Annotated in this window: 8 protein-coding genes; 3 read left to right on the top strand and 5 right to left on the bottom strand. The window is 35.5% G+C overall.

What is annotated here, in order from left to right; all coding sequences use genetic code 11:
• Positions 1-6 precede the first annotated feature (6 nt).
• From ABD792_RS05655 to ABD792_RS05645, 3 genes are all read right to left on the bottom strand, one after another.
• On the bottom strand, positions 7-3,351 hold the full coding sequence (locus ABD792_RS05655) for a SusC/RagA family TonB-linked outer membrane protein (RefSeq protein WP_345004868.1): 3,345 nt from the start codon (positions 3,349-3,351) through the stop codon (positions 7-9).
• Positions 3,352-3,440: 89 nt separating this feature from the next.
• Complete coding sequence (locus tag ABD792_RS05650) at positions 3,441-4,442, bottom strand: FecR family protein (protein ID WP_345004867.1); 1,002 nt, start codon at positions 4,440-4,442, stop codon at positions 3,441-3,443.
• 90 nt (positions 4,443-4,532) lie between these two features.
• Complete coding sequence (locus ABD792_RS05645; protein ID WP_345004866.1) at positions 4,533-5,102, bottom strand: RNA polymerase sigma-70 factor; 570 nt, start codon at positions 5,100-5,102, stop codon at positions 4,533-4,535.
• A 436-nt stretch (positions 5,103-5,538) separates the two neighbouring features.
• Here ABD792_RS05645 and ABD792_RS05640 point away from each other — a divergent pair, with 436 nt between their 5' ends.
• A complete protein-coding gene (locus tag ABD792_RS05640) occupies positions 5,539-6,642 on the top strand; it encodes a formylglycine-generating enzyme family protein (protein WP_345004865.1) in 1,104 nt (367 codons plus the stop codon).
• A gap of 64 nt (positions 6,643-6,706) precedes the next feature.
• Here ABD792_RS05640 and ABD792_RS05635 read toward each other — a convergent pair whose 3' ends face one another.
• Both ABD792_RS05635 and ABD792_RS05630 read right to left on the bottom strand, forming a co-directional pair.
• Positions 6,707-7,417, bottom strand: a complete 711-nt coding sequence (locus ABD792_RS05635; protein WP_345004864.1) for a LytR/AlgR family response regulator transcription factor — start codon at positions 7,415-7,417, stop codon at positions 6,707-6,709.
• 76 nt (positions 7,418-7,493) lie between these two features.
• Positions 7,494-8,552, bottom strand: a complete 1,059-nt coding sequence (locus tag ABD792_RS05630; protein WP_345004863.1) for a sensor histidine kinase — start codon at positions 8,550-8,552, stop codon at positions 7,494-7,496.
• Positions 8,553-8,670: 118 nt separating this feature from the next.
• Here ABD792_RS05630 and ABD792_RS05625 point away from each other — a divergent pair, with 118 nt between their 5' ends.
• Together ABD792_RS05625 and ABD792_RS05620 are read left to right on the top strand one after the other, a co-directional pair.
• Positions 8,671-10,911: a GH92 family glycosyl hydrolase gene (locus tag ABD792_RS05625; RefSeq protein ID WP_345004862.1), complete on the top strand. Its 2,241-nt coding sequence runs from the start codon at positions 8,671-8,673 to the stop codon at positions 10,909-10,911.
• Positions 10,912-10,980: 69 nt separating this feature from the next.
• The gene (locus ABD792_RS05620; RefSeq protein WP_345004861.1) at positions 10,981-12,858 is read left to right on the top strand and encodes a sodium:solute symporter family protein; all 1,878 of its coding nucleotides are present in this window, start codon (positions 10,981-10,983) and stop codon (positions 12,856-12,858) included.

Here is a 12,858-nt window from a genome sequence, read left to right as displayed (position 1 = left end):
ACTTATTTAAAATGTTAAACTCAAGTTTAGACCGTAAGTCCTAGCTGATGGTAAATTAAAATTATCTATACCCGCATCAAATAGACTCGTGCTTTGCGATAATTCAGGGTCATAAGGCGCATCCTTGTATAAATAGAATAAATTGTTACCTATAAAAGAAAGTGATGCATTTTTAAGCCAATCGAATTTATCTACATTAATATTATACGAAAGCGATAATTGCGAAAGCCTAACATTTGTTCTGTTATAAATATGCGTTTCATCAATACCATTTCTACCACCAATGGCATCATAATAAGTAAAGGGGTCTATTTGTGTTACAGATTGTCCGTTTTGTACTGCATTAATAATTTCATAACCTCGATCTCTAGCAACGGCTGAACGTTCTGATACTCCATAGCCATCTAATAAAGCTTCTGTTTGACTCACCGTGTAACCACCAAATTTCCCGTTGATCTGCATGTTCAATGAAAAATCTTTATAATTTAGAGTATTATTCCAACCTAAAATGAAGTCTGGCTCTGCATTTCCTATTAATTCTCTGCTTGAGGTTTTTAGAGGTCTTCCGTCACTATCATCCAATATGATACGACCTTGTTCGTCTCTTTGGAATTTGAACGCATAAATATCACTTACGGAACCACCTTCTACTAGGTTTATACGGATACCTTCTGAACCACCTTGGCCTATGGATTGTGTATCTGGATGCAATGCTACAATCTCATTTGTGTTTTTGGAAAAGTTGAACGCTGTAGACCATGTAAAATCGTCGGTTACAATGGGTTTTCCAGAAAGTGTTATTTCCACCCCTTTATTGGTAATCTCACCAGCATTTACAAAAAAGGATGTATAATCTTCAATGGGCTGATTAACTTCTATAAATTGATCTTTACTAGTAATATTATAATAGGTGAAATCAATACCCAATCTATTATTAAAAAAACGCCAATCTAAACCAAGTTCAGAGGTAGTAATAATCTCAGGCTTTGCATCTGTAAAAGGTTTAACGGTATTAAAGTTAACTGATCCATCGGCGTTGATAGTATGTCTTGGGAAGATCCTGTTATAGGGCACTTCATTACCAATTTCCGCAACTGATCCTCTAATTTTAGCAAAACTGATAAAATCTGGCATTTCAAACATTTCCGTTAAAATGGCCGTAAGACCCGTAGACCAATAAAAGTAGGAGTCGTTGCCTGTTAACGATAATGTGGAAGCCCAGTCATTTCTACCAGCTAAATCTACAAATACCATTTCTTTGTAACCTATAGTTGTGTTAGCAAATAAAGATTGTTTTTCTACCCTACTGTTTAGAGTAGAGCGAACCTGAATGGTTGGTTGTAGATTATCAAAATAAAATTCGTTAGCGTATATTAATTGATCTTGTGCAGCCCCAGGTATTACCTCAACACCCTTTCCAAACACTGTTCGTTGGTTAGTGCCTCCCGCTAAAGCCGTAATTGAAAAGTCTCCGAAGTTATTGTTGTAGGTTAGGATAGCATCAAAATACGTGCTAGTATCATCAAATTTTTCATAAATCCAATTACCGTTGGCGGCTACTGTGGTAGTATTACCACCTGAATTTCGTTTTGTTTCAAACTCTTTTACGGCATAATCGTAATTTCCTCTAACCTGAAATTTAAATTGCTCATTTATGTCCCATTCTATATTTAAACTTGTAATGGCTCTATTGGTTCGATCTACTTGAGACTCTTCATTTAGTAGCCAATAAGGGTTAGATTGTAAGTGATCTGCAATAAACCAATTCATTTCATTGGTGTTTCTAGTGGCATTAAATACGCTGTAATTGGTTTTATAATCTGCAAAATCTCTGTCTCTTGGGAACCAATATAGGCCAGTAAGAGGGTTGTTATAATAACCTGCTCTGTTACGATCATTAGTTTTCTCTTTCGCTAAAACGACATTTGAGGTCACTTTAACTTTATCATTGAAAAACTTGGTAGATTGCTTAAAGGATAAATTGTTTTTTACATATTTATTCATTGGAGAAACGCCTGTAGCAGAAGTGTTTGCGTAAGAGAAATACGCCTGTGTTTTTGCATTGCCACCACTAACAGAAACCGAGTTGAAATAGTTGGCTCCCGTTTCAAAATAATCGTCTACATAATTGCTGTCGTAATCACCCCGTGTATACGACCAGCTTTCTTTGGTTCCACCTTCACTGCCATATCTGAATTGTAATTCAGGCGTTTCAATAATACTTTCAAAAGTGATTCCAGAATTTACTTTAACAACAGTAGCTCCTTCCTTCCCGCTTTTGGTAGTGATTACGACCACACCATTAGCACCTTGACTACCATATAATATAGCTGCGTTGGCACCTTTTAATATACTCATGCTTTCTATATCGTCTGGGTTTAACTGAGATAAACCATCCCCTTGGTCGACTCCATCCCAAACACCTGGTTGATTCCCCTTATTATTAACCATTGGGATACCATCGATTACAAATAACGGGGAGCTATCGCCACTTAAAGATTTGCTACCCCTTATTTGAATCTTGGTAGATCCTCCAGGGCCAGAACTACTTTTCCTGATTTCTACACCAGCCGCTCTACCTGATAAGCTGCTAACAAAGTTAACATCTCTTGATCCTGTAAGGTCATCACCTTTAACGGTTTGTTGCGCATAGGACAGTGTTTTTTCTTCTCTTTTGATGCCCAAGGCAGTCACAACGACTTCGTCTAGGCTTTCGGCATCTTCTACCATAACCACATCAATGGAGTTGGTGTCTCCTACTGTTACGCTAATGGATTTCATGCCTATAAACGAAAATACCAGAACATCTCCTTTTGTGGCTTGAATGGTATAATTACCATCAAAATCTGTTTGTGCCCCGGTGGTTGTACCTTGAATAATTATGTTTACTCCAGGAACGGGGGCTCCATTTTCGTCTGTAACGGTTCCTGTTATGTCCTGTTGAAGCACATTTTTAAAAAACGCTTTTATTTCCTCTTGGGATTTCTCGCTATTAATAAGATTGTCAATCACTTTTATAATAGCGGTATTATCTTTGGGAAATAGGATGATTTGATCCTTTAGGAACCTGTAATCTATGTCGGTGGTTTTAAACAAGTTGTTAAGAACTTGTGTAAGCTCTTGATCTTTTGCTTCTAAAGACACTTTTTTTGTAACATCAATTAAACTGTTGTTGTAAAAGAAATTGAAATTGGTCTTCGTTTCTATTTCAGAAAAAACTTTTTCAAGTTCAATGTTTTTCACATCAATTGTTACATTTTGTCCATTGGCATCGACTGCAAAAAGCCTTGCCATGGTAACAAAAAGTAAGAGCATGTAAATTTTCATAATCCGTAAAAGATTTTTTTTCATAATTTTGTTTGATTTTAGAGGGTTATTACTTTCCGGAGTGATAATTTTTGATTTGAACTTGAAAGAGAATGTGGAGGCATTCTCTTTCTTTATTTTATATCATCCCAGAGCTTTATTTCCTTGTTTTCAATTGCGTACTTAATAGGCGAGGAAATAGTTAGCACTTTAAGTACTTCGTTAATGCTTAAATTGTCAAATGTACCTGTATACTCATAGTCTAATAGTTTTTGTGAATTAATATTAATTTTAACGTTATATTTTCTTTCTAAGTCAACAACAACATCTTGAAGGGGGGTTTTGTTAAAAATAAGTCGGCCATCTTTCCAGGCAACAACATCATGCGAGTAAACTTTTTCTATTTCTAACTTATTTTCTTTTTTGTAGAATACAGCTTTTTGGGAAGGGGCCAATACGATTGGAGTCTCTTCGTCTTTTATTAACTCTACTTTTCCTGTAACAAGTGTTGTTTCTATTTTTTTGTCACCATCATAGGATTTTACATTAAAGGATGTGCCCAGAACCTTTATTTTAAGATTGTTGGAGTTAACAATAAAAGGCTTGTAAATATTTCTTTTGATGTCAAAAAAAGCTTCTCCTATAAGTGTAACTTCTCTTAGGCTATCGTTAAACTCTTTTGGATAGATCAATTGGCTTTCTGCATTTAATACTATTTTAGAACCATCAGGGAGATAAATCTCTTTTCTGTCTCCTCTTTTCGTTGTAAAATGCACACTGCCGTCAGAATGAGCACTGTTTATTTGTTGTGGTGTTTCTACAATGGTTTCTGTACTGTTTTCAAAACTACCTTGATTCCATAGCACTGAAAGCATTATTATCACAGAAGCACATGCGTAGAGGAAAAGCCGCTTTGGTTTTCTTTTTTTTATGCTGTTTTTAAATCTTTCAAAAAAGAAGCTATTGCTATCGGGGTTATTAGGGATATCCTTAAATGTAGAAACGATATATTGCGCTTTAACCATATTAAACTTTTTATGGTTATCGGGATGCTTTCTAATCCATTCTATCGTTTTTCGTTTTTCGATAGCATCCATGTCATTTTTTATGTACCTAACAAGTTGTTTCTTATTCATCCTTATATGACGTCTTATTATTATGACGAAATTGGTTAGGGGTATCCCCTAGTCAAAATGTAATATTTATTATAAAATAGGTTAAATGTGTTAAAAAAGGGGGAAGAATTCACGAAGGGAAGCCCTCAAATGTTTAAGTGCTTTCGTTAAATGGTTTTCAACTGTTTTTGTGGAAATATTCATTTTTCCCGAAATTTCTTTGTGCTTAAGCCCCTCGATTCTGCTTTTAATAAAAACGTCCTTGCATTTTTCGGGAAGTAAGTTAATGGATCTTAAAACGGCTTCGTTTAACTCCCGTTCCAGAACCAATGAAGCGGCATCATCAGAAAGTGCATTGTAGTTTATGGAGGCTTCTAATTGAAGTAAATTGTTTTCTATGTTTAATAGTTGCTTTTTGGTTCTTAAATAGTCCAGACAAGCATTTTTGGTTAATGTGTAGATGTAGCCGTTTAAATTAGATTGAATATTCTTTTTAGACCATATCTTAATAAATACATTTTGTATTATTTCTTCAGCATCTTCTCTACTAGATATGTATTTAGTAGCCAGATACAGTAATTTTGACTGGTATAAGTTGAATAGGATTTCAAAAGCAGCAACATCTCCTTCATTAATAGAATTGATAAAATCCTCACTATTTATGTTTGCAACGCTACTCAATGAGAAGTTTTTTAGTTAGTTTAGTTTAGTAAAATTTAGATTTGAAGATAGTCAAATTTAACATAAATTTATTAAAAAAATCAAGAAATTTTTTTAATAACCTACTTGAAGTTAGTTAAATATTGTTTAATTGATGATCTCAAAAATAAGAAAATGATTGTTTTTTAAGTATTGAAAGTGAGAAGTTTAGGTGTGTGTTAAATTGTTTTTTTTAGGGAAAGGTTTAAGTTATAATAATCTGTAAAGATTGGTAGGTTTTGTATTGCTTTTTTGGTCTGTGGTTTCAGTTGCTTCTGTGTTGTCCCGTACTTTTTTGGAGAGTTAGTGCTAAACAGGTAAAAACCACTTTATGGGTTTGGTTCTCGTTTTGAATCTTTACAAAAGTTACAAAACCAGTTTTTATATATTTGTTGTTTGTCAAATAAATAAATATTAGATGAAGGGTCGATTGGTTGTTATGGTTTGTTGTTTTGGACTACTGGTTATTTTTGGATGTAAGAAACGAAAACCAGAAAGTGGTGCTGATTTAGTAGAAAATGACGTTGTAAAGGTTGAAAACAGTATTGTTAATAATCCTCCAGAAGGGATGGTTTGGATCCCATCGGGAACTTTTTTGCAAGGTGCTGTTCCTCAGGATCAAATGGCTATGGCTCATGAAAAACCGCAGCACCCTGTTCAAGTTGATGGGTTTTTTATGGATATTACAGAGGTTACCAATGCTCAATTTTCGAAGTTTGTTGAAGCTACGGGGTATATTACGGTAGCGGAGCGGGAAATTGATTGGGAGGAGATAAAAAAGCAAATTCCCGACGGCACCCCTAAACCCCACGATAGTATATTAAAACCAGGATCGTTACTGTTTAAAAAAACAAAGTCTTCGGTGCCTAATTTATACGATTTTTCACAGTGGTGGCAATGGTCAATAGGAACGAATTGGAAGCATCCTGTTGGGCCGGAAAGCACTATTGAGGGAAAGGGTGATTATCCAGTTGTTCATGTGGCCTATGAAGATGCTCAGGCCTATTGTAAGTGGGCAGGAAGGCGATTGCCAACTGAGGCAGAATGGGAATATGCGGCTAGAGGTAAAAAGGAAAATACAGCATTTTTCTGGGGAGACGACAGGAGTAAATTATCCAAAATGGCCAATAGTTGGGAAGGTGAATTTCCTGTAAACAATACTTTAGAAGATGGGTATGAAAGAGCGGCTCCCGTAAAAACATATCCGCCAAACGGATTTGGTCTTTACGATATGGCGGGCAATGTCTGGGAATTCACTACCGATTGGTATAACTTGAACTATTATAAAACCTTGGCAGGAAAAAATATAACAGCTAATAACCCTAAAGGAGCCGATAAGGCCTATAATCCCAACAATCCGTATATAGAGGAAAAGGTAATTAAAGGAGGTTCCTTTTTGTGTAGCGACTCGTATTGCGCCAGTTATAGGGCGTCAGCTCGAATGGGAACAAGTATGGATTCTTCTGCAGAACATGTTGGCTTTCGAACTGTTGCCACGCCCGAAATGTTATTAGGTCAATAAGCCTAAAGTAATTTTACTTGACGATCGATATTTAAATGCGCCGAGGTAGTTTACTATAACTTTACTATAACGAGGAGTTTAAAATCTGTTCTTTAACCGTTTCTAGATACGACCTGCCTATAACGTATTTAATGCCGTCTATTTCAATACTGTTGCCTTCAATAGCATCAATTTTATTAATGGCTATGGTGTAGGAGCGGTGAATACGAATAAAATCCTTAGAAGGTAAAAGATTGGTGAAATCAGACAAGGTGCTGTGAATGATATATTTTCCTGATGTAGTGCTTATTTTTAGGTAATCTTTTAAGCTTTCAATAATTAAAATTTCGTCTAAAAAGACCTTTTTCATTTTTTTCTTATCAATTTTGATAAAAAGATAAGGGCGCTGTTTTTCCCTGTTTGTTGAGGCCTTATTAATGTCCAGCCTTCTGTAAATTTTGTTAATGGCTTTCATAAACCTGGGGAATTCGATAGGCTTTATAAGATAATCAAGCGCATCGAGTTCGTAGGTTTCAACAGCAAAATCCGAATACGCCGTTGTAATGATTATAAGTGGTGGGTTTTCTAAACTTTTTATAAAGTTCAGTCCGTCTAAAACGGGCATATTTATATCTAAAAAAATAACATCTACGGTATTGTGTTTTAAAAAATTTAAGGCGTCAATAGCATTGCCAAAAGTGTCTACTAGATCTGCATCTTCAATTTGTTGCAGATAATTTTTCACAACATTAATAGCTAATGGTTCATCATCTATAATCAAGCATTTTATCTTCATCTGTAAGGTTTTTGTTGACAAAACTAATTGTCAATCTATTTAATAATCTACCTGTTGTTTGAATAGAGAGTATAAATTAAGCTACCTTAATTTTTAACTTTACAACAAATAGTTCTTTGTCACTCTTAATTGTTAATTTGTAATCGTTACGGTTATAACCCAAGGCCAGTCGTTTTTTTACATTTTCTAAGCCAATGCCACCAGTTTTATTAAAGCGTTTTTTGTGTTTGGTGTTAGACGGCATAGGGTTAGATATTGTAAAATAAAGAAAATCTTCCTTAATAGTAAAGTCAATGTCAATTTTAACATTTCCTATGTTTTTATTAACCCCATGTTTAAAAGCATTTTCTATAAAAGAGAGTAGTAAAATGGGGGCAATAACTTTATCTTGGATAGATCCGGATATTGACATGTTTACTTCTAGTTGTTCATCGTGTCTTACCTTTTCCAGATCTATATAGTTTTGAATGCACAATATTTCATTGGCTAAGGTCTGGCGTTTATGCTTTGTCTCATAGAGTAAGTAGCGCATCAACTCAGAGAGTTTAAGGATAATCTTTGAGGTTTTGTTCGACTTTTCGAGTGCTAAGGAGTTGATGTTGTTTAGGGTATTGAAAAAAAAGTGGGGAGATATCTGGCTCTTTAAGAACAATAATTCGGTTTCTAGTTGTGCTTTTTCAAGATCGGCCACACGCTTATGTTCCTCCAGGAAATCTAAAGTCATTTTGATAGCTGTAACAAATGTAACAACGTAAAGCTCACCAATCATCATGTCTATTGTATAGTTTAATGTTAAGCTTTCTGTTATTACAGGGCCTTCAGGCCATACATTGGTACTAACCAAATAATAGGTGAGATTGAATTTAATTATTACCATTATAAAAATGGTCGACAAAATGAAGATAATATATGGGATGTATTTCTTTTTGTAAACAAACTTTGGCATTAAGAAGTAAATATTGAAATAGCACAAGATCATATGAATCGGAAACCCAAAAAGACCTGTTTTGAGAGCATAAGGGAAATCGTTAAAAAAGCTTCCCCAACGGAATGTGTTAAATAAAAAATAAATCAACCAAAATATTACATGGTGCTTTAAGGAAACACGATAAGATCGATTAGTGTTAAAGTTCATGGCCTAAATATTTATTTTTTTTGGTGTTTAGCTTAGTTAAGGCGTCGCCCGTCTAAATTTATTTTATTTCAGGCTAAAATTATGAATTTTTATGTTGTTAAATAGCAGACTGAATTTTATGAAGAACATTTACTTATTTTTTTTACTGGTGGTATTTGCTTTAGGATGTGGTAAGGATAGTGAAAAAGAAAAGCCAAATAAACTAAAACTAACAACACATGTAGATCCTTTTATTGGGACTGGCGGACATGGGCACACTTATCCAGGAGCAACAGTACCTTTTGGAATGTTGCAGGTGAGTCCCGTAAATGGCATAAGTTCTTGGGATTGGTGTTCGGGCTACCACTATTCCGATTCTATTGTTGCTGGCTTTAGTCATTTAAGCTTGAGTGGTACAGGTATTGGTGACCTTGCCGATATTTTATTCATGCCAGTTAATAAGACAGTCGATTTAGCCAAAAGACCAAAATCACGAGATAGTATAAGTTACAAATCCCACTATAGTCATTCCAATGAAAAAGCAATCCCTGGGTATTACCAATTGTTTTTGGAAGATCATAAAATAAATGTAGAGCTAACAACGGCCCAACGAACAGCTTACCATAAATACACTTTCAAGGAAGGTGATGACCAGACTGTAGTGGTTGATCTGGGATTTGCTATTAACTGGGATAACCCTCTTGAAACAGGATTGCAAGTTGAAGATGCCTATACATTAAGTGGATACCGTTATAGTAAGGGTTGGGCCGCAAATCAAAAGGTGTTTTTTGTAGCAAAATTTTCGAAACCAATAACAAGTCAAAATTTATTTGCTGATGGAGAAGCGCTGCAAGGCACTGTAGTCGATGGAAACAAAACAGCTATCCAGATGTTTTTCGATAAAGGAAATACCAATCAATTACAAGTAAAGGTTGCTTTATCCTCCGTAAGTATTGAAAACGCAAAGACTAATTTAGAAACAGGAGATTTTAAATTTGAAGCTATAAAAACAGGAGCAGAGGATATTTGGCAAAATGCCTTAGGGAAAATACAAGTAGAAAGTACGGTCGATTCATTGAAAACAATGTTTTATACAGCTATGTACCATGCGCAACTTGCTCCAGTAACATTCAGTGATAAAAATGGACAGTTTAGAAAAGAAAACGACAGCATTGTTACAGCAACTAATTATACAGCCTATTCAACACTGTCCCTCTGGGATACTTTTAGAGCCGAACAACCTTTGTTAACCCTGTTAGCACCCAATAAAGTTTCGGATATTATTAATTCTATGTTGGCCTATTATGAAACAAAAAAGATTTTGCCAGTATGGACGCTTTATGCCAACGAAACCAATACAATGACGGGTTACCATTCTATTCCGGTAATTGCCGAAGCATACATAAAAGGAATAAAAGGGTTCGATGCGGAAAAGGCCTTTGAAGCGATGAAAAATACCATGATGCAAGATGAACGTGGACTGCACCTCTACAAGAAATTTGGGTATATTCCTTACAGTTTATTAGATGAATCGGTTACAATTACTTTAGAATATGCCTATGATGACTGGTGTGTTGCCCAAATGGCCAATGCGCTAGGTAAAACCGAAGACTATGAATATTTTTTAAACCGTTCTAAAGCCTACCGTTATTTGTTTGATGATAAAACTGGATTTATGAGGGGTAAATCTGTAGACGGTAAGTCGTGGAACGAACCTTTTGACCCTAAACACTCTAATCATAGAGAACAAACCGATTATACCGAAGGGAATGCCTGGCAACATAGTTGGTTTGTACCGCATGCTGTTGAGGACTTTATTAGTTTACATGGTGGTAACGACATGTTTACCAGTCGTTTGGAACAACTCTTTACAGAAAGCTCCGAAATTACAGGAGATAATATATCAGCAGATATCTCAGGTTTGATTGGACAATATGCACATGGTAATGAACCAAGCCATCATATAACATACCTGTTTAATCATGCAAATCAGCCTTGGCGAACCCAATACTGGGTACGTCATATTTTAAACACGCAATATAATACCACACCCAATGGTTTAAGTGGAAACGAAGATTGTGGACAGATGTCGGCATGGTATGTCCTGAGTTCAGTTGGTTTGTATCCATTAAATCCCGCTTCGGGCACGTATGAAATAGGTAGCCCTATTTTTGAAAAAGCTACCATTGGCCTTTCAGAAGACAAAACATTTGTGATAGAATCGGAAAATGTTTCAGATAAAAATATATACATACAATCTGCAACACTTAACGGCGAAGTATTTAACCAAACTAACATTTCCCATAAAACAATAGAAAAAGGTGGTGTCCTTCATTTTGTAATGGGACCAAATCCAAATAAAAATTGGGGAGTTAAGTAGGTTTTTATCTACTTTTGGTCGGATTTTTTAACAGGACTGTGCTTAGGCATTGAAAATAAAATAATATAAATGAATATCATTGACGTTTTAATAATAGTATTGTACATCGTTTTAACTTTGGGAGTAGGTATTTGGATATCTAAACGAGCTTCAAAAGGTTTAGATTCTTATTTTCTTGGAGGTAAAAGTATTAAGTGGTACTATTTGGGACTAAGTAATGGTTCCGGAATGTTCGATGTCTCTGGAACAGCATGGATGGTTGGGATCTTGTTCCTGTATGGAGTAAAGAGTTTTATGTTTATGTGGATGTGGCCTATTTGGAATCAAGTATTCATCATGATTTTTTTGGCGGCTTGGATACGACGATCCAATATAATGACAGGTTCCGAATGGATACTAACACGTTTTGGAGATGATAAGGCAGGTAGGGCGTCTCACTTAATAGTGGCTATTTTTGCAATTGTTGCTTCCGTAGGTTTTATTGCCTATTTCTTTGAAGGCGTTGGAAAGTTTATGACCATTATTTTGCCTTGGGATTTAACGCTATTGTTTAATGATGGCGTATTGTTAACCTCCGATCAAAGTTATGCTTTACTTATTATTTTCTTAACCACTTTGTATACCATTAAAGGCGGTATGTTTTCGGTAGTGGCCACAGAGGTATTGCAATATGGTATTATGGTTTTGGCAGGCCTTCTAATAGCGGTATATGCGTTTGTTACCGTTACGGATGTAGAAATAACTAGTGTGCTTTCCAGAGAATGGAATAATGTGTTTTTTGGATGGGAACTGGAAGGTTCCTGGTCAGGAAAGTATAAGGCCTTTAACGATCTAATCGATACACAAGGCTACAAGATGTTTGGGGCATTTATAGGAATGTCACTTTTTAAAGGTTTTTTTGCAAGTATTGCAGGTCCTACGCCAAGTTATGATATGCAGCGTATTTTATCGACACGGTCGGTAAAAGAAGCGGCTTATATGAGTGGCTTTACTAATTTAATTCTGTTTATTCCCCGTTATTTGCTTATAGGAGGTATTGTTGTTTTGGCTCTGGCCTATATAGCTCCCGATATGGCTGTGTCAAGTACGCTTAATCTTGGTGATTTAGAGATTATTTTACCAAAAGTCATTAACAATCATGTGCCTGTTGGTATTAAAGGTTTGTTACTAGCAGGTTTGTTAGCGGCTTTTATGTCTACATTTTCAGCTTTTGTCAATTCGGGACCAGCCTACATTGTAAACGACATTTATAAAAAATATTTTAAGCCAGAGGCAAGTAACAAGCATTATATAAGAGCAAGTCACCTTGCATCATTTGCAGTGGTTATTGTAGGAGTTATTATGGGGTTCTTTGCAGAATCGATAAATTCATTAACACTATGGATTACCAGTGCTCTTTATGGAGGTTACGTGGCAGCTAACTTTTTAAAATGGATTTGGTGGCGCTTTAACGGATGGGGCTATTTCTGGGGAATGACAGCAGGATTGTTTATAGCTACTTTACAGTTTTTGCTAGATCAAAATAAAGCAAATTTTGAAGTAGGCTCTTGGTTGTATGACTTAGCTCAAATTCCAGCAATTTATATGTTCCCTATTATCTTCGGAGTGTCTTTATTAGGCTCTTTTTTAGGGACATTCCTAACGCCAGCAACCAATATGGAGACGTTAAAAAGTTTTTATGCGAATGTGAGGCCTTGGGGCTGGTGGAAACCAGTATACAATACCTTGAAGAAAGACGATGCTAACATTACTAAGAATACAGATTTTACAAGTGATATGTTAAATTGTATTGTAGGTATCGTATGGCAATCAAGTATGATATTATTGCCTATCTATTTTATGGTAAGAGAATACCCTAAGATGTTTGTGGCATTATGTGTGTTTCTGATAACTTCTGCTATTCTGAAGTTCACTTGGTTAGATAAAGTAAAAAAATATAAAAATTAA

Source organism: Snuella lapsa (assembly GCF_039539345.1).
Classification (GTDB): domain Bacteria; phylum Bacteroidota; class Bacteroidia; order Flavobacteriales; family Flavobacteriaceae; genus Snuella; species Snuella lapsa.
This window is presented reverse-complemented; position numbering and strand designations above follow the sequence as displayed.

Coding starts and splice junctions, on each gene's coding strand:
- ABD792_RS05655 (WP_345004868.1), bottom strand. CDS start 3,351: ATGAAAAAAAATCTTTTACGGATTATGAAAATTTACATGCTCTTACTT.
- ABD792_RS05640 (WP_345004865.1), top strand. CDS start 5,539: ATGAAGGGTCGATTGGTTGTTATGGTTTGTTGTTTTGGACTACTGGTT.
- ABD792_RS05630 (WP_345004863.1), bottom strand. CDS start 8,552: ATGAACTTTAACACTAATCGATCTTATCGTGTTTCCTTAAAGCACCAT.
- ABD792_RS05625 (WP_345004862.1), top strand. CDS start 8,671: ATGAAGAACATTTACTTATTTTTTTTACTGGTGGTATTTGCTTTAGGA.
- ABD792_RS05650 (WP_345004867.1), bottom strand. CDS start 4,442: ATGAATAAGAAACAACTTGTTAGGTACATAAAAAATGACATGGATGCT.
- ABD792_RS05635 (WP_345004864.1), bottom strand. CDS start 7,417: ATGAAGATAAAATGCTTGATTATAGATGATGAACCATTAGCTATTAAT.
- ABD792_RS05620 (WP_345004861.1), top strand. CDS start 10,981: ATGAATATCATTGACGTTTTAATAATAGTATTGTACATCGTTTTAACT.